Source organism: Pseudoalteromonas sp. NZS71, from assembly GCF_015864715.1.
Classification (GTDB): Bacteria; Pseudomonadota; Gammaproteobacteria; order Enterobacterales; family Alteromonadaceae; genus Pseudoalteromonas; species Pseudoalteromonas arctica.
Genome location: NZ_JADYWS010000009.1, coordinates 72,783 through 90,197, shown reverse-complemented (window position 1 = coordinate 90,197; position 17,415 = coordinate 72,783). Strand labels below are relative to the sequence as shown.

At 39.4% G+C, this 17,415-nt stretch carries 15 protein-coding genes and 1 pseudogene; 9 read left to right on the top strand and 7 right to left on the bottom strand.

Features of this window, described 5'->3' with window-relative positions:
• Position 1 precedes the first annotated feature (1 nt).
• Positions 2-1,084, bottom strand: coding sequence for an efflux RND transporter periplasmic adaptor subunit (locus tag I6E85_RS07915; protein WP_010552990.1), 1,083 nt, complete (start codon positions 1,082-1,084; stop codon positions 2-4).
• 122 nt (positions 1,085-1,206) lie between these two features.
• Here I6E85_RS07915 and I6E85_RS07910 point away from each other — a divergent pair, with 122 nt between their 5' ends.
• Positions 1,207-2,109 carry a LysR family transcriptional regulator gene (locus I6E85_RS07910; protein WP_010552989.1) on the top strand — a complete coding sequence of 301 codons (903 nt, stop codon included), beginning with the start codon at positions 1,207-1,209 and terminating at the stop codon, positions 2,107-2,109.
• Complete coding sequence (locus I6E85_RS07905; protein WP_008169677.1) at positions 2,099-2,404, top strand: MGMT family protein; 306 nt, start codon at positions 2,099-2,101, stop codon at positions 2,402-2,404. Before I6E85_RS07910 ends, I6E85_RS07905 begins: the two co-directional genes overlap by 11 nt.
• A gap of 56 nt (positions 2,405-2,460) precedes the next feature.
• Here I6E85_RS07905 and I6E85_RS07900 read toward each other — a convergent pair whose 3' ends face one another.
• From I6E85_RS07900 to I6E85_RS07880, 5 genes are all read right to left on the bottom strand, one after another.
• The gene (locus I6E85_RS07900) at positions 2,461-3,039 is read right to left on the bottom strand and encodes a DJ-1/PfpI family protein (RefSeq protein ID WP_096794574.1); all 579 of its coding nucleotides are present in this window, start codon (positions 3,037-3,039) and stop codon (positions 2,461-2,463) included.
• Positions 3,040-3,347: 308 nt separating this feature from the next.
• On the bottom strand, positions 3,348-4,283 hold the full coding sequence (locus I6E85_RS07895) for an HNH endonuclease (RefSeq protein WP_197236793.1): 936 nt from the start codon (positions 4,281-4,283) through the stop codon (positions 3,348-3,350).
• A gap of 624 nt (positions 4,284-4,907) precedes the next feature.
• On the bottom strand, positions 4,908-5,129 hold the full coding sequence (locus tag I6E85_RS07890) for a transposase (protein ID WP_160173138.1): 222 nt from the start codon (positions 5,127-5,129) through the stop codon (positions 4,908-4,910).
• Entirely contained in the window at positions 5,126-6,619 is a 1,494-nt protein-coding gene (zapE, locus tag I6E85_RS07885; protein ID WP_231621023.1) for a cell division protein ZapE, read from the bottom strand. Before zapE ends, I6E85_RS07890 begins: the two co-directional genes overlap by 4 nt.
• A 762-nt stretch (positions 6,620-7,381) precedes the next feature.
• Positions 7,382-8,011 carry a hemolysin III family protein gene (locus I6E85_RS07880; protein ID WP_024591098.1) on the bottom strand — a complete coding sequence of 210 codons (630 nt, stop codon included), beginning with the start codon at positions 8,009-8,011 and terminating at the stop codon, positions 7,382-7,384.
• Between the two features lie 219 nt (positions 8,012-8,230).
• On the opposite strand from I6E85_RS07880, the gene I6E85_RS07875 reads away from it, so the two are divergent.
• The 3 genes and pseudogenes from I6E85_RS07875 to I6E85_RS21145 all read left to right on the top strand — a co-directional run bounded on the left by I6E85_RS07875 (position 8,231) and on the right by I6E85_RS21145 (position 12,901).
• Positions 8,231-10,582, top strand: a complete 2,352-nt coding sequence (locus I6E85_RS07875) for a TonB-dependent receptor (protein WP_197236792.1) — start codon at positions 8,231-8,233, stop codon at positions 10,580-10,582.
• Between the two features lie 88 nt (positions 10,583-10,670).
• Positions 10,671-11,021: a hypothetical protein gene (locus I6E85_RS07870; RefSeq protein ID WP_197236791.1), complete on the top strand. Its 351-nt coding sequence runs from the start codon at positions 10,671-10,673 to the stop codon at positions 11,019-11,021.
• Positions 11,022-11,421: 400 nt separating this feature from the next.
• Positions 11,422-12,901, top strand: a pseudogene (locus I6E85_RS21145) (cellulase family glycosylhydrolase).
• A 64-nt stretch (positions 12,902-12,965) separates the two neighbouring features.
• Here the strand turns inward: I6E85_RS21145 and I6E85_RS07860 are convergent.
• A complete protein-coding gene (locus tag I6E85_RS07860) occupies positions 12,966-14,657 on the bottom strand; it encodes an alkaline phosphatase (protein WP_197236790.1) in 1,692 nt (563 codons plus the stop codon).
• A 298-nt stretch (positions 14,658-14,955) separates the two neighbouring features.
• Here I6E85_RS07860 and I6E85_RS07855 point away from each other — a divergent pair, with 298 nt between their 5' ends.
• The 4 genes from I6E85_RS07855 to I6E85_RS07840 all read left to right on the top strand — a co-directional run bounded on the left by I6E85_RS07855 (position 14,956) and on the right by I6E85_RS07840 (position 17,407).
• On the top strand, positions 14,956-15,228 hold the full coding sequence (locus tag I6E85_RS07855) for a hypothetical protein (RefSeq protein ID WP_165740201.1): 273 nt from the start codon (positions 14,956-14,958) through the stop codon (positions 15,226-15,228).
• Positions 15,229-15,463: 235 nt separating this feature from the next.
• Positions 15,464-16,042: an LON peptidase substrate-binding domain-containing protein gene (locus tag I6E85_RS07850; RefSeq protein ID WP_121955582.1), complete on the top strand. Its 579-nt coding sequence runs from the start codon at positions 15,464-15,466 to the stop codon at positions 16,040-16,042.
• Between the two features lie 68 nt (positions 16,043-16,110).
• Positions 16,111-16,734 (top strand): sigma-70 family RNA polymerase sigma factor, encoded by a 624-nt coding sequence (locus I6E85_RS07845; protein ID WP_010552978.1) that lies wholly within the window; start codon positions 16,111-16,113, stop codon positions 16,732-16,734.
• Positions 16,727-17,407: a ChrR family anti-sigma-E factor gene (locus tag I6E85_RS07840; protein ID WP_024591091.1), complete on the top strand. Its 681-nt coding sequence runs from the start codon at positions 16,727-16,729 to the stop codon at positions 17,405-17,407. The genes I6E85_RS07845 and I6E85_RS07840 overlap by 8 nt, the downstream gene beginning before the upstream one ends.
• Positions 17,408-17,415: the final 8 nt, after the last annotated feature.

Here is a 17,415-nt window from a genome sequence, read left to right as displayed (position 1 = left end):
ATTATAAGCCTCGCTCTTTATTCCATGCTCTTACTTTCATGCCTTCTTTTAGTGAATGCACACCGGCAGAAACCACAATTTGGCCTTCTTCAATACCGCTTAATACTTCAATACCATCGCGGTGCAACTGGCCAACCTTTACAGCTTGTTTGTGCACTTGGCTAGTTTTTGAATCAAAAAGCCATACGTAGGCGTTATCTTCAATTGATTCTTGCGGCTCAGAAAACACCGACTCGATAGGTAATATTGTATAAGCAACTTGCGAGCGTGTTACTTTACTTAAATCTATAAGCACGCTACCCGTCATACCCGCTAGTAAATTAAAGTCCTCAGGTACTGGTAGCGAAAACACAACTTTATAGGTAAGCGTTGCAGGGTCAGCTTGGGTGTCCCACTCTTTGATATCAAGTGTGTATTCTTTATCGTCAAAGCCATCAAACTTTACAGTAGGGTGGTAATCGGTGCCTTTTTTAAGGCGAGCGATTATTTTTTCAGGAACCTGAATTTCTACGTCCATTAAATCGCGTGTTTCTAAGCGTAATATATTTTGCTTTGCTTGAATATTTTCAAAGTTTTTAACAAATACTTTTGCGACCGTGCCTGAAAATGGTGCGCGTAGTTCACTGTATTCAAGGTTCGTTTGTGCAATTCTAAATGCAGATTCAGCAATTTGCATATTAGCAGTGGCTTGATCTAATTCTGATTGGCTGGTGATTTTTTTCTCAAACAATTGCTCAATACGGCCAAGTTGTGACTTTGCCAATTCAAAGCGCGCTTTACGTTCGTCAAACTGTAATTGAAAATCTTCTGGGTCCAGTTTTGCTAATAAATCACCTTTTTCAACGTGTTCACCAGCAAGAACCGGAAACTTAATAAGTTCACCGTTTACCCTAAAAGCAAGGTAAGAGCCTTGGTTTGCAACAACTTCAGCAGGAAAACTACGAATGTTAATTTGCGTATCATGACCTATGTTGAATAATTTAACAGGGCGAATAGGCTCTTCTTTAACTTGTTGTTCTGGCTCAGAACAGGCTATTAAGCTAAGTAAGGTCGTTGTTAATAAACATAGACGAAAGAGTTTCATGTCTTCTCCGTTGCAATGATGGCAAAATAATTAAGTGCAGCATACGCTGCAAACATATAAAATAAAAATCATTAAATTTTAGAAACTCAATAAGTTTTATTTATGATGTTGCAGGGCGGTATATGAAGCTGAATCAATTAATAATTTTAGATGCCATAGTGCAAAGCGCAAGCTTAAGCGGAGCAGCACTAAAGCTACATAAAACGCAGCCCGCGCTTACACTCGCCATCAAAAACTTAGAAGCCAAAATAGGATTTGAGTTACTAGACAGAAGTAAGTACCGATTACAGCTTACTGAAAAAGGGCGTGTTTTTCACCGCGAAGCGCAGCAACTACTGCATGCCAACGACGAGCTAGCACAGCTCGCTAAAGAATTGGCACTCGGTAATGAACCCCAATTTAGAGTTTGTTACGAGCAACTTTGTCATATGCAGAGTTACAACGAGATCATAAGTAATACTTTTAGGTTGTTTACCAGCACAGAGTTTAGCTTAACAAGCGGGAAGCGCTTTATTTCGTTAGAGCAAGTAAATAGTGGGCAAGCCGAATTAGGCATTGGCCCGTGGTTTGATTTATTTCATGCGACAGGCGATTTAGAAAGTGTACCCATAGGCAGGCTTGATATTGGTATTGTGAGCGCTAAAGGCGTGCTCCCTCAAAAACTCACCTATAGCGAACTGCAAACGTATCCGTGTTTAGCCATGTTTGAAAGTGACTTGAGTATCGACAGCGACAGGCTATCGTACTCAAAAGGCTCCGCCATGATGAAAATTGATGATGTATCGACCCTAAAATCGTTTTTACTCTCAGGCGCGGGTTGGGCAATGATGAGCCTAGAGCACTGCGACCCTGAAATAAAAGCAGGCTTACTTCAAGAAATACACATAACTGACCGAGAGCATAAATTTAGCGCGCAAATTAGAGCCTTTAGGCAGCATGCAATGCATCACGGCCCTGTAGCGCGTACTATTTGGGAGCAATTTAAACAATTAAGTAAGGAATATTCTAACAACAATGGATATTGATAAAGAAACACTTATTTATACTGTTATCGCAGGCATACCAGTAGGAAAAGTAGCAAGTTACGGGCAAGTTGCAGCTCTTGCTGGTTATCCGCAAAACTCACGGTTGGTCGGGCGCTTATTAAAAATGATGCCAAACGACTCAGTTATACCTTGGCACAGGGTAGTGAATGGCCAAGGTAAAATATCATTCCCTGAAGGTAGCGAAAAATACCAAGAACAACGCGAAAAGTTATTATCAGAAGGCGTACTGTTTAAAAACGACAAAGTGAATATGCGCGAGTGCAGGTGGGAGTGATGTGACTATTATTGGCAGTAAGTGCCACTTGCTGACTACGACGACTTAGCCTGTTGTTATGTGCATTTTTGCCAGTGATACTCCATTTGCTTAGCTGTTTGCTCAGCTAAATTTAATGTCGATAGTTCTGACACTAAGTGTAAACTCATATCAATTCCAGCTGATATGCCACCAGAAGTTATATATTTACCTTGAGAGACCCAACGATGATCACTCACAACATTTAATTTGGGGTAGGTAGCACTGAGATCGGCTATATCTTCCCAATGCGTTGTAACTGTTAAACCATTTAGTAAATTAGCTTCAGCTAAAATGAACGCTCCTGTACAGACAGATGCGACTCTTTTTGATGTACTAGCAACATTCGAAATCCAAGATATTACAGTAGGCTTTTTAACTTCCCCTGTATGTATACCTCCAACAACTATAAGCACATCAATATTCGGATGAGTCTCAAATGAGAAATGTCCGTGCACTGGAAAACCACCACGAGCTTGTACAACATCAGGTTTTTCAGAAACTAAAAATACATTCCAATTTTTATTGCCTAAACGATTTGCAGTGCTTAAAACTTCAAATGGTCCAGAGAAATCAAGAACTTCTGCATCATCGTATATGTATATTCCGATATTCATACTCTGTATACTCTATTACACATAACAATCTTAAAATGCGCTAATCACGAATACTTCTGCTGTTGCCCCAAAAGTGCCAGTGTAGGTCGGATAAGCGAAGCGCCATCCGACACAGTAAAATACCTTGCCAATTATTATCAACATTTTATGTTGTCGAGTGGCTGGAGAGTGCCAATAGCGGACGTTAACGCTGCCAACAACGGCAGACTTGTTGCTGTGATTTTTGTGCAATCATGGCGAAGCCATGCACAAAAAGTGCAGCGGCAAGTCTGTCCAAGGAGCGCAGCGACTAATGTTACTTGGCCTTGTTAAGGGGGATTTTTTTCAAGACTCTCATAACCCATATACAAAATCTGCTCTTCATTTCTTATAGTTTCAAAAGAACTCATATCTAATTTTTTTGTTGATGTATTTCCATACTTGTAGTCTTTGCTAAACGGAATTGGAAATAATGTTAGTTGAATTGGCTTACCCATTATTTCACTGTCTTCATTTAGCATTGGTAATACAATTTGAAACATTGTGTTAGCAAATGCTATTACAAATTGCATATACGGAACATCGTTTACAGCACCTTTTCGGCGTAATAGAAAAATAGTTACTCCACTATATGGCATAGGCCCAGGTGTAAATTGTTCAAAAACAATTAAAGGTCGGTAAGGTAGTGACTCATAAGTATGAGCTTCTAAACCAATCCATGTTATTAAATGCTTGAGGCTACTTAGATCTTGCTTAGGTGCAACTGATATAGCCATTTTTACCAAACATTTGAATACGGCTGCTGGAATATATGGCTGTCTGTGAGCAGTTATTTTTATAGATTTTTTTTCTTCGTCAATTTCATATATCGGATTTTCTTCATAGCTAGTTAATGAGATACCATACTCTTTCATTGATATTCTAGTTTTTCCATCTTTGCCGACATAAGTTGGAACACCTTTTTTCCCATGAACTTGAGCCAATGTTCTTTGCGCGCCAAGGTATTTTGCTAGATGGTCTTCTATTGTCCTGCTAAATTTCTCATTGCAAACATCGCATTCATCATATGCTACGAGAGATTTGTTGCCTGTAAACTCAGGGATTGCATGTGCAATATTTTTAAAATCGACATCAGGGGAAGACCTATCACAAAACCTGCAAACTCTGTCTTCTTTCGTACCGATATAAACCTTTCTTCCCTTAGTCAAATTTATATATGAACTGATCAGGTCGTAGTTTTTATCAAAATAGTTAGTCTGATCCATATGTATTCTCTTAACACTTTATCAGAGGACACTTTACCTATCTTAGCGTGAAAACATCCTTATTTTGTGAAATTACATTAATAGCAAATAGTGTAAGCTATTGCCAGCTATAAATATTAGGCTTACTGTAGGTTATTTAAACATGTGAAAAAAGAAAAGTTTTCTCTTATGATTACTAATCTAATTACAGCTCAGCTGAATGACTGGTTTTCGCTTTTTGCCGAAGTTCGGCTTAGTGCTATCAGTCGTAACTCGTTTCTGCCCCAAAACGAGTTAACGTAAATACTCTATAGGTCAGCTTTGAGCGAAAAGCAGACAAACAAGTTAATCATCTTAAGGACGGCAATTCCGACAAAGCAGACATACGAACGAAGAATTATATTACTGTATTTTGCTGCTAAAACCCTTCAACATAAACTTCCTCTATCCGTCGGCCACGTGCGCAGGCTGTGTAAAAACTATTTTCAGCCCATTATTTGAACAAAAATAGATGTAAATATGTGTCTTACATTAAAATCTGACCAAGTTTCATAACTAAGGAAACTTACATTTTACGTAGCATTGCGTTATTAATTGGGTTGTTGAAGTTTTTACACAACCTGAGCCAATTGCAGACGTTCGTGGTCATAGCGATTCAGGAGCAATAAGCCTAAGTTTTAGCAAATTAGGATGATGTCTCTGCAACTGATGTAAGGCACTTTTTAGTTGGTAGAGCACCTTACCGTAAGTCGTTATTGCCAACCTTTTTTCCGATATCCCAGAGCGGGTAATATAACGGCACAGCCTGACGCAAGTCCTTGCTCTGCCATAGGTGCATTGGTTTGCGAGATAAAGACCTTTCGTCATTGCCGTCCCCATTCCTTTCCACCCATTTCTACCAACCGAGACGCGGCTCGTCGAAAGGAAAAGGCGAGATCATTGGCGGCCGATAATTGTGCCAGTGACACGCCACTTCGACCCGTCGCCGACCACTCAAATTGTTCACCCTCTTTGGTGCGAATCATGGTCGTCGCAAAGGAACTCGAGTTTCCCCCCTTCTCACTGACAAACAACTCTTCATTTCCATCACTGCTTTCAACTTGCGCTTCAAACTCGACAAATAATTCATCGAGCGGAACTTTTGCCGCTAGCACCAAGCGGGTGCGAGATTCATAACACACGTCAATGAGGGTCACGAATCGTCGCGCTTCGTCGAGGTGATTGGCGTCTAATTGCGGCACCCGGTCCATGATGAGGACCTGAAATCGGTCGCAGAGGAAAATATAATCGGCCGCGCCGAGTGGTTGGTAGCATAACTCGGAAAAGTCAAACCAGGCGCACCGGTCATTCAATCGGGCGACCTGGACGGTGCGACCGAAGGGTATGTGAATGGCCTCGGCCTCAGTTCCGGATGCAGTGCCACCAAATATTTCTTCCAACTGCGCCTGCATGTTGTTGTTACTATTATTATCGCCATGAACATCCTTGTTTGACCAAAAATAGGATTGACCATCAGCTCGAGTTTCGAGTCGATAATCCTTGGTGGAACCCTCCATGGAAATAATGTCGAACGTGTGTTTTAACATGTCTATGAATGGCAAAAAAAGGGATCGGTTAATGCCTCCCTTATACAAGGCATCGGGGGAGCGATTCGAGGTGGCCACTACCACGACATTCCAATCCAATAATAATAGAAATAGTCTTTTCAAAATCATGGCATCGGCAACGTCTGTCACTTGAAATTCATCGAAACAGAGGAGTTGGGCTTCTTGTGCCAATTGTTGCGCAATGATGGGAATCGCATCACCTCTGGGGTGCTTCTGTTTGTAAACAAAGATTCGATGATGGACGTCTAGCATGAATTCATGAAAGTGGACGCGGCGTTTGGTAATCTTTGCGTGTTTGTGGCTGTCATTATTACAGCAAGAATCATCATCAGGAACAATAACCGACGCGTAAAAGAGATCCATTAGAAAGCTCTTGCCGACCCCGACCGGTCCATGAATGTACATGCCTCGCGGTGGTGGACCAAAAGTCCACAAATGGAACTTCTTTCGAAGAAAGGACTGGGCGGATGCCAGGGATCGCGCCAGCAACAGTGGACTGCTGCTTGTATAGCTGCTCTCTGTCGAATCGTCGGTGCGCACGGGTACTGGTGGGAGCGAGGCAAGAGACTCGTGCAGGGCATCGAATTTTGCCGCCAGAGCGACTTGCGCGTCATCTCGTCGCACCTCCCCCGCGTCCACCTTGAGTTCATAAGCCGCTGTCACGGGGCCTGTCGAGAAGCACGGCCGAGCGACGCGATGTTGTGCTATTTTCGTCTTCATCATCGTCTTCATCATCATCGTCTTCATCATGGAGCTGATGAGTTTATCAACATGATGGTATGGTACACTAGATTTCTGTATGGGTATCAAATGGATTTGTATTAGAGACTCAAGTTTCGGAGTTCAACTTGAAGCCCAATGCAGCATAACTAACTGAATAATATAAATAAAATTAGCCTTATTATGGTAAAATTTTTGTTATCTAGATAAAACACGAAACCACTCAAGGGCTATAAAATGAACCCAGACACAACCCCCTCTATTTTTAACGACAGATTTGCTCACACGCGCCGATATTTAAGTCGACAACCTGTTTAGTACAATGTGGTAACGCCTAGGCTTCAGAGTATAGGTAAAATAAAACGTCATTTTTCCTAAAATTAAAATACATGATGCCTCATGTTTTCCATATTGACATCTATTTTATATTCTTAAGGGAGTGAAAGTCGGCTATTTTTCGTATATTAATCAAATGTTTCCACGTAATTAAGAATTCAAGACAAGCGGCTCCTAAAGTTGTGCAAACCAGTTTTGAATATTACTTTTATTTAAACAGGCTTATCTGAGGCCAAGTTTGATTAATCGTATGATGATTCTTCGCTCAATATAGTCTGATAGTTCGAATTTTCTAGCGTCAGCTTTAGGTCGATTTAAGCCTTTTCTAGACTAGAACCTGATGTCGGCTTTTGGCACAAAGCACGCATTCGTCATAACTCATTTTTGTCCAAAAACGAGTTTAACCGACCGTCTGCTTCTCGCTCAAACCAGACCATTCTAATTGGCTTTACCTGCCTAATAAACATAATTACTAATTGAAATATAATGGCAAACACACCCTGCAATAACAAATAAGTGCCAAATTGCGTGGCTAAATTGGGTGCTTTTAGCGCTGTAAAATAATGTACCTAAACTATAAAAAATACCGCCGGCAAGTAGCCAGTAAAGTGCTTTTACATCAACACTAGAGTAGAGCGGATATACAATAGCCAGTGCAAACCAACCCATGAGTAAGTAGGTGGCGAGTGATATTTTTTTATTGCCGTTTTTTACAAATACTTTGTACGCAACGCCTGCTAGTGCCACCGCCCAAATAAATGTAAGTGTGGCCCATGACCAAGCACCAGTTAATGAGATTAATAAAAAGGGAGTGTAGGTGCCGGCAATTAATAAATATATGGCGCAGTGATCGCACTTTTTATAAAAGGCTCTTAAGCGCGGTTGAATACTGGCATGGTACAAAGTGGACGACAAAAACAGTACAAATAGACTGCTGCCATAAATTACAGTACTTACATACGCTTTAGTGCTGGTGGCTTGGCTAAATAAATCCCACATAACAAATGCGGCAAATACAATACCAAGTGCATGGCTAATTACGTTTAGTTGTTCTTCTTTTTTAGAATAGGGCGCTTCTAACGACATAACAGATCCTACCACTATTTGAATGAATTTTAGTGTACAAGTGTACGCTGAGTTTTTCAATATTATAATTTTTATATGAATACAATAATTTATTGTTTTTCATAAAGTTGAAACATCAATTTAACCAATGCGTAATTAATAAGACGTAAAAAAGTCGTAATAGTTCGTTAGATTACTGGTAATTCCTAAAAACAATTAACCGGACGAACAGTGAAAAACATGAAAAATAAATTAACGACACGGCCTTTTCTTAAACTTACTAAATTGTCTGTGGCGATGATTTGCGTTACATCAACAAATAGTTTTGCAGATCAAACCATAAATAAAGAACTTGATGAAATAGTGGTTGTTGCTCAAAAGCGTGCGCAATCAATACAAGATGTGCCCGTAACAATAAGCGCCTACGATGGCGACTTTTTAGAAAGCTTGGGTATAGGTGAACTAGACACTTTATCTGAAATAACACCAGGGCTTGTTATTCAAGAGCAAAGCCCTAACAACCCGGGCTTTGTAATTCGTGGTATTACGTCTGATAGTGGGTCGTCTCAATCATCCCCTCGTGTGTCTATTTATTATAACGGAGCAGATGTATCACGCTCTCGTGGCTCATACTTTGAGCTTTTTGATGTAGAAGGGATTGAAGTTGTTAAGGGACCACAAGCGACACTGTTTGGAACAGCAGCTTCTGTAGGTGCTATTAGTGTAGCAACACGTAAACCAGAAAAAGATTTTTCGGCTCAATTAAAAGCATCCGTTGGTAATTACTCGGCTAAAGGTGCTAGTGGCTTTGTAACGGGTGGTAATGATTTAATGCAAGGCCGTGTTGCTTTTACTTATCGTGAACGTGATGGGTTTATAAAAAATATTGCAGGAGATAGTAACTCCCAAAATCCGGTTGGGTTTAAGCAAGATGATATGCATGCTATTGAGCGTTTTTCTTATCGTCCGTCTTTACGTATTACACCAAGTGACGATGTAACGATTGACTTGGTGTATACGTATGAAAAAAATGATGACTCGGGTACATCTTTTAAAAATGGGCTTTATGCACCAACCGGTGGTGATACAAGTCCATATAGCTTTGTTGAAATGCCAGGTAGTCCGTATGCAGAGTCTGTGTTTGGAAAAAAAGACTTAGGTGTGGAGCGCACAGTTAACGATTTAAATTTGACTGTAAATTGGGATGTAAGTAACGATTTAACAATCACCTCAATTACTGCAGGGCGTAACTTTGACTCTTTAGAAGTGTTTGATGCTGATGGTACGCAGGCATGGTTTTTAGAATTTGCAGAAGCTGCTGAGGGCGATCAATTTAGCCAAGAATTACGCGCTGTTTATACGCAGAATAAGTTTACTAGTATTTTTGGTGTGAGTTACTTTGAAGAAGATGGTAGCCAGCGTATTCCATTTAGTACAGAGGAGTCTATATTCTTAAATTGCTTAGGTGTATTGGGCTCAGGTGTTCCTTGTATTAATAATGATGGTAGCGTTAATATTTTAACGCCAGCATTAACAGGTGGTGTAGTAAACGAGTTGCCATATTCACTAGAGTTTACAAACTATGGTGAAAACAAAGCGTACTCAGCGTTTGCTGATGTAACTTATGCTACTACTGAAGCATTAGAGTTAACAGCGGGACTTCGTTATATAAAAGAAGAAAAGCGCAGTGGATATAGCTCTGCTGCACCCAATAGTGTTTTAACACAAGCGCCATTGTTTACGGTTGATACAAATGGTGAAACATTTTATGGCGATGCTGATTATGATGATTGGCTGCCACGTTTTAATGCGCTTTATATAATAAACCCTACTACAAATATGTATGCGACTATTTCAAAAGGGCGTCGTTCGGAAGTACTTGAAGTAAGTTCGGCTAACAACGAACAAGGAAATGTCGAAGCTTCTATATCAGAAGTCCCTGCGGAAATTATTTGGAACTACGAAACCGGTATTAAAGGCAAAGCGCTTGACGGGCGTTTAGATTACTCTGTCGCTGTATTTTATCAAGATTATTCTAACTTTCAGGTTACGTTACAGGATGATGAAGGCGTTGCGTTTTCTGCTGATGCGGGCTCTGCCACTAATGTTGGCGCAGAGGCTGAGGTAAGGGCGTTAATTAATAATGAGTTTGAGGTTTTTGCCAATGCGGCTTACCTTGATGCTGAAATAGATGATGATAGTAATAACGGTAACCTCGCAGGCAATAAATTTAGACTACAACCAGAGTGGACGTTTAGTACGGGGCTGTTTTATTCAACAGAATTGTCGAACTCACTTAATTTAACGAGCTCTTTAATATATAGCTACCGCTCTGAAGTGTTTTTTGAGCCAGCAAATGCGCCAATATCAGGCTTAGATATTAGCCAACCAGGGCTTGGATTAGTCAGTGCGCGCTTAGGTATCGCAAATGGTGATGACTGGGCTGTTAGTGTATTTGCTAGTAACTTATTAGATAAAGAGTATTTAGTTGATGCAGGTAATACTGGAGGGGGATTTGGCAACCCAACATTTGTTGCAGGAGCACCTCGCTTTGTTGGTATTGAGTTAACTCTCGGGTTTGGTGGACAATAATACATTTAACTACTTGATATTTTAATTGAGCCACTGCAAAGTGGCTTTTTTATGTGATCACGTTAAAGTGAATTTATATTAGGTAAAAATGAAACAAGATTTAAAAGCTGCTTTACTTACCGCCATTGTTTATCCTGGAGCGGGGCATTTTTCTTTAAAAAAACACCTTATAGGCGCTATTTTTGCAGGTGTATTTTCTGTTCTTTTAATTTTAACCCTAAAAGATATATTTGCGATTGCACAGTGTACTGCAAATGAAATTGTACACGGAAAAATCCCGATGTCGGTTACGGCCATTTTAAAAGCCGCGCAACAACCTTCTGACGCCTGCGCTAAACTCGCTGAATATAAGTATATGCCTTTAATGATTATAATTTGGGTGCTGAGCATGATGGATGCATACCGTTTGGGCAGAAAAGTACTTCCCACTAAAAAATAAGCCACTTAATCAGAACTCGGTTTGGTTTGCTTATTAATTTTCTTCCCGCATATTTATCCCTGATATTTAGCTATTATTGATGGCGGTAATAATTATTATTACCGCTTTTTCCATTTTTATACATATTTTTTGTAACCGAGATTTTTGCCTGCACCATGTAAACATCGTGTAAATACCTGTATATACCCAGTAAAATCCTCAAACCTCGTTAAATCGCTCACTTGTTGATACGCAGTTAATTAAAATCCTTCTCCTTGTACCTTTTTATTCATTTAATGTTAATAAGCAAATGGTGCTTTCTGCTCGCCAAATTAACTTTGTTTAATTATTAAGTATTGGTTTGGTGTCAATTTATTACGTCAAGCAATGACGACTGATAATTTCAATTTAAGGAAATACGATGAATAACAGTTCAAACAATCACAAAAGAAAGGATTTTAAAGTGGCGAGCTTATCGTTAGCTTTATTATTAGGATGCTCAACTATGGCCAATGCCGCTGTTGAGAAGTTAACGGTGAGTGGGAATCAAATTCTTGCAGGTGGAGAAAACACAAGCTTTGCAGGACCTAGCCTATTTTGGAGTAACACGGGGTGGGGCGCTGAAAAATTTTATACAGCAGAAACAGTAGCAAAGGCAAAAACTGAATTTAATGCAACATTAATTCGTGCAGCTATTGGTCATGGTACGAGTACTGGTGGTAGTTTGAACTTTGATTGGCAGGGCAATATGAGCCGTCTTGATACTGTTGTAAACGCAGCTATTAGCGAAGAGTATGTACGTTATTATTGATTTTCATAGCCATGAAGCACATACCGATCAGGCAACTGCAGTTCGCTTTTTTGAAGAGGTAGCTACTAAATATGGGCAGTACGACAATGTTATTTATGAAATTTATAACGAGCCGTTACAAATCTCGTGGGCTAACGATATTAAGCCATACGCAGAAACAGTTATTGATAAAATTAGAGCAATCGACCCTGATAACTTAATTGTAGTTGGTACGCCTACGTGGTCGCAAGATGTTGATGTGGCATCACAAAATCCAATTGATCGCGCCAATATTGCTTATACCCTGCATTTTTATGCTGGCACGCATGGTCAATCGTATCGAAATAAAGCACAAACAGCACTCGATAACGGCATTGCACTATTTGCTACAGAGTGGGGAACAGTTAATGCTGATGGCAATGGTGGTGTTAATGCTAATGAAACTGATGCATGGATGGCATTTTTTAAAACAAACAATATTAGCCACGCTAACTGGGCTTTAAACGATAAAAACGAAGGTGCTTCGTTATTTACTCCAGGCGGTAGTTGGAATTCACTAACCGCTTCAGGCTCTAAAGTTAAAGAGATCATTCAAGGTTGGGGTGGTAGTACGGTTGCTTTAGACTCTGATGGAGATGGTATAAGTGACAGCCTTGATCAATGCGATAATACTCCCGCAGGTACAACGGTTGATAGTATTGGTTGTGAAGTAACTGACAGCGATGCCGATGGTATTAGCGATAATGTTGATCAATGCCCTAATACACCTGCAGGTGAAACTGTTAATAATATAGGTTGTGTTGTTGAAGTAGTTGAACCACAAAGCGATGCGGATAACGATGGAGTGAATGATGATATTGATCAGTGCCCAGATACACCTGCAGGTACTAGTGTTGATACAAATGGATGCAGTGTTGTAAGTTCAACAGATTGTAACGGTATTAATGCATACCCTAATTGGGTGAACAAAGATTACTCAGGTGGTCCGTTTACTCACAATAACACCGACGATAAAATGCAATATCAAGGTAATGCATACAGCGCAAATTGGTATACAAACAGCATTCCAGGAAGTGATGCTTCGTGGACGCTTCTTTATAGTTGTAATTAAGCGCGTTTAATAAAATAAACGAGAAGGTAAATAATGTGTTTACCTTCTCTTTTTATACAAAATGTTAGCCCTTATAGACACTTTGGTGTTGAGCAGCAATGTTGTAGCTTGGAGAGTCTATATTATCTATATAGCGCCAATCGGTTGTGATTTGCTCTTTAGTAATAGTCAGTAACATATATCCACGGTGTGATAAGTCACAATAATTTAAGTCGTTTATTAGCAATGAAAGTGAGTCAGCCATCTGCTTTGCTTGTGCTGTATTAAGCGCTAAATAATGCTCCATACCCGGGGATGTAACACCAGGTGTTGCAAACTCTACTCCTACGCTTTCGCCTTTTGCATTTTTTAATGTGCCATGCCACGCATTGTGCGTATCACCTGCAACCACTACTAACTTTTTATTTAATGCAGTAACGCTTTTGTATAATGCTTCGCGCTCGCTTGGGTAACCATCCCACGCATCTAAATTATAAGGCATTAAAGTATTTACGCGTGCAAGTTGCTCGGGCGTTAACGCTTTATTAGCCAGCACGGCTTTTTTAATGGCAACAAGCTCTTTTAACACATGCGGTATTTTAGTGCGATCGGATTGCGAGAATATTTCAGTAGGTAGCCACATTTTAGTCATTAATACTTGCTGGCCTAATATTTGCCACTTTGCATTTGATTTAGTTATTGCACTCGTGAGCCAGTTTAGTTGTGTGTTACCTAGTAACTGCCTTTTTGGATTATTTAAATCACTGGCAAAGCGAGCAACATCCATTTGTTTGGTCTCTAGGTTTTTATAGTCGCTGTAAGCGAGTTGTTTATCGCGTGCTATTACGCGCGTATCTAGCATATGTAAGCTTATTAAATTACCAAAATCGAAGGTGCGATATATTTGCGGGCTTTGTTCGCCCATAGGCGGTCTAATTGGCAGCCATTCGTAATAGGCTTGAATAGCTGCTGCACGGCGCTTAAAAAAGTCACCTTCATCAGGGGTATGATTTTCAGCACCACTTTTATAGGTATCGTTGGTAACTTCGTGATCATCCCATATTGCGATAAAAGGCGCTGCAGCATGAAGTGCTTGAAGGCCTTGGTCTGTTCTGTAAATAGCATAGCGCTTACGATAGTCGCTAAGGGTAATAATTTCACCGCTGTTATCGGCTGCTAATTGGCGGCCAATTTTTTCAGCATTTTCGGTAGCGTATCCGCCCATTGGGTATTCGTAAATGTAATCTCCCAAATGCAGGGCCACATCTAAATCTTTTTGCTTAGCGGCATCTGTGTAGGCATTAAAGTACCCAGCAGGGTAGTTTGAGCACGACACAACAGCCATTTTAATTTGTTCAATGTTATTTATTGGTAGTGTTTTAGCACGGCCAATAGGGCTTTGTGTTTGCAAACCTATAAAACGATAAAAGTACTCTGTGTTTGGAGTAAGTTCTTGCACATCTATTTTTATTGTAAAGTCTCTGCTTTTATCTGTTTGTTCGCGCCCGCTGCGAATAATGTTTTTAAATTGAGAGTCACTTGCCAGCTCCCAAGCAACAGTAACTTCAAAATTTGATTGAGAAGGAGTTGCACGTGTCCAAATTATTAAAGCATGACTAAGCGGGTCGCCACTCGCTACACCGTGTTTAAATTCAATAGCCGATAGAGGTTTGTTTATTAATGTTTGAGCACAACCTGTAATGGCACTCGATACTGCGACGGTAAATATGCTTGCTGCTGAGGTTTTTAAAAAATTTCGACGTGATGAAAGGGTCATACTGCACTTTTTAAATTATTTATAGTGGTGCGTATTTTAACGATTAGATATGACGTTTTTATAAACGCTAAATGTATTTAGTGTGACGGTATTAATACATTAAAACCCTTTTATTTATTAACTAAAAAGTAGTCAAAAAATTAAATTAAATGGTTAAATTAACGAGGGATGAATTTTTTAAATTAAAGTGATGCGTGTAAAGTTGTTTAATTACAACTGGTTAAGATTTGTTTTTATGTTGGCACAACCCTTGAGTATATAACTACGTCTAAACAATACACAAACAAGGAATACCATTATGAAACATTCAATTAAAATCGCTATGGCAAGTTTATTAGTATTAGGTTCTGCGCAAGTACATGCAGTAGAAGTGGACCTAGATGTAACTGATATATTAACTCAAAGTGTAGCAAGCTATGTTAAGCAAACCACAATCGAGCTTGAAAAATCACTAAAGGAAACGCTTTATTTTGATGCTAAAACTGTTTTAGAGGGTTTATTAGATGAGCCCGTTTTAACAGATAGCACAACGCTTAAAAATACTGACGCTAGCGTTAAAAACGTAAAATAAACCACTTAAAGGATTAAAACGATGAGCAGTGAACTTGGATTATTTGCATTAATGTTAGCACCCGTAGTCAGTATGATTAGCGCTTATTACTCGGTTCAAGTGTTTAAAGCTATGGGAGGTTGGTTTAATCTTTAGCCAATTATATAGCTGGTAATTAATTCGATTCATACAAAGCTGATCGACTTAGCAAAAGCGCACGTAAATAAAGGCAGAGTGTTTGAAATAAGTAGACTTTATGAAACGTGCGATTTTTCCATTACCCATTTTTATGTTACCTGAAGGTTATACGCGATTACGCATATTTGAGCCTCGCTACTTAAATATGGTTAAAACCGCATTAAAAAATAATACAGGGTTTGTGCTTTGTACGTTCGAGCATGACACGCCTTTTAATATAAGTGCGCAAGGTTGCCTTGTTGATATTATTGATTTTGACCAAGACGATAACGATGTATTATTAATTGATGTATTTGCATCGCAAAATGTGCAAATTAATGATGTTTATCAAGACGAAGACGAATTACGTCATGGCCTAGTATCGCCTTGTAATACGCCGTATTGGTACAAAAATTCTAACAACCAAATTGGTGAACATTACCTATTACACGACGCGCTTAAAAACGTGTTTCAAGGTAATCCGGAACTTAATTTGTTGTACAAGAAAACTCATTTTGACAAGCTTCCATGGATTGCAGCACGTTGGCTAGAACTCCTACCTGTTTCTATTGAGAAAAAACAGCAACTTGCATTTGAAACGAATTTTGATAACTTACTGAATTTCCTCCATACTGTGATTAATAACGAATTTGCCTAAATTTTATGATCCTAAATTAATTATTGCCCGTATTACTTAATACAAAAGCAATAACGGGATAAATTATTATGGTAAGTCAACAACAGTCACCACGTTGTGAACCTAATACAGGTAAGTACACTGCCATGCCAGAAACGCCGAGTAAAGAGCTCATGCAAGCGCTTATAGATGTTGCGCAATCACGCGATAAAAAAGCGTTTTCATATTTATTTGAATACTTTGCGCCAAAAATTAAGCGCTTTGGAATTAAGCAGTTTGGTGTTGAAGCCCAAGCCATGGAGCTTGTGCAAGAAACATTAACGTCTGTTTGGCGTAAAGCACATTTGTATCATAGTGAAAAAGGCGCTGCTACTACGTGGGTTTATACCGTTATGCGTAACGCTTCGTTCGATATGCTTCGTAAAATGAAAAGTAATAAAGAAGAAAATATAAGCGAAGATATTTGGCCGTTACTAAACGACTCACAAGATACGCATCACGAATACAGTGATCATTTAGAAGATAAGCAAATTAAGCGCTATTTAGACAAATTACCAATTGCTCAACGCGAAGTGGTAAGAGGCGTTTATTTTCAAGATATGTCGCAAGAGCAACTTGCACATCAACTTAATATTCCAGTAGGCACGGTAAAATCACGGTTACGTTTGGCCTTGCAAAAATTACGTAATGAAATGGGAGATCAGCATGATTAAACATCACCCGAGTGAAACTTTACTGACACAGTATTGCGATGCATCACTTGCTACATCATTGAGTTTAGCCGTTTCTATTCACGTAGACATGTGCCCTGTGTGCCAAGCTAAAGTAGCTAAAATTGAAGCAAGTAATGCAAACGCATTATTTAGTGAAGAGCCTGCTCAATTTGAGAAACCTCAAACTGAGAAATCTGATTTACTTGAAGAATTTGAACTAAATGTACTTGATATGATCATGTCTGATGATTCTATTGATGAAGTTTACGAAGTAGAGCCTGTCTCTATTAAAGTGAATGAGCATAACTATCAGCTTCCACGTGCTTTAACACGTATTTCTCATAGCAAATTTACACAAGTTGGTAAGCTGGCACGATCTCGCGTTTCGCTTGATGATGGTGCGCTGCGTTCTAGCTTGCTACATATTGATGCCGGTGGCGAAATTCCTGAGCATACACATACTGGATTTGAAGTTACTTTACTACTAGACGGTGAGTTTAGTGATGAAGATGGTAATTACGTACCAGGCGACTTTATTTGGCAAGATGGTAGTCATCAACACACACCTTTAACGAAAGATGGATGTTTATGCTTTACAGTTGTCAGTAGTGCGCTACATTTTAATAAGGGCTTCAGCAAGTTACTAAATCCAATAGGTAATTTGATTTACTAAGAGAATAT

Bases quoted from the DNA above. Each gene is read 5' to 3' on its own strand.
- I6E85_RS07915 (WP_010552990.1), bottom strand. From the start codon at position 1,084: ATGAAACTCTTTCGTCTATGTTTATTAACAACGACCTTACTTAGCTTA.
- I6E85_RS07910 (WP_010552989.1), top strand. From the start codon at position 1,207: ATGAAGCTGAATCAATTAATAATTTTAGATGCCATAGTGCAAAGCGCA.
- I6E85_RS07905 (WP_008169677.1), top strand. From the start codon at position 2,099: ATGGATATTGATAAAGAAACACTTATTTATACTGTTATCGCAGGCATA.
- I6E85_RS07900 (WP_096794574.1), bottom strand. From the start codon at position 3,039: ATGAATATCGGAATATACATATACGATGATGCAGAAGTTCTTGATTTC.
- I6E85_RS07895 (WP_197236793.1), bottom strand. From the start codon at position 4,283: ATGGATCAGACTAACTATTTTGATAAAAACTACGACCTGATCAGTTCA.
- I6E85_RS07890 (WP_160173138.1), bottom strand. From the start codon at position 5,129: ATGACGAAAGGTCTTTATCTCGCAAACCAATGCACCTATGGCAGAGCA.
- zapE (WP_231621023.1), bottom strand. From the start codon at position 6,619: ATGATGAAGACGATGATGATGAAGACGATGATGAAGACGAAAATAGCA.
- I6E85_RS07880 (WP_024591098.1), bottom strand. From the start codon at position 8,011: ATGTCGTTAGAAGCGCCCTATTCTAAAAAAGAAGAACAACTAAACGTA.
- I6E85_RS07875 (WP_197236792.1), top strand. From the start codon at position 8,231: ATGAAAAATAAATTAACGACACGGCCTTTTCTTAAACTTACTAAATTG.
- I6E85_RS07870 (WP_197236791.1), top strand. From the start codon at position 10,671: ATGAAACAAGATTTAAAAGCTGCTTTACTTACCGCCATTGTTTATCCT.
- I6E85_RS07860 (WP_197236790.1), bottom strand. From the start codon at position 14,657: ATGACCCTTTCATCACGTCGAAATTTTTTAAAAACCTCAGCAGCAAGC.
- I6E85_RS07855 (WP_165740201.1), top strand. From the start codon at position 14,956: ATGAAACATTCAATTAAAATCGCTATGGCAAGTTTATTAGTATTAGGT.
- I6E85_RS07850 (WP_121955582.1), top strand. From the start codon at position 15,464: ATGAAACGTGCGATTTTTCCATTACCCATTTTTATGTTACCTGAAGGT.
- I6E85_RS07845 (WP_010552978.1), top strand. From the start codon at position 16,111: ATGGTAAGTCAACAACAGTCACCACGTTGTGAACCTAATACAGGTAAG.
- I6E85_RS07840 (WP_024591091.1), top strand. From the start codon at position 16,727: ATGATTAAACATCACCCGAGTGAAACTTTACTGACACAGTATTGCGAT.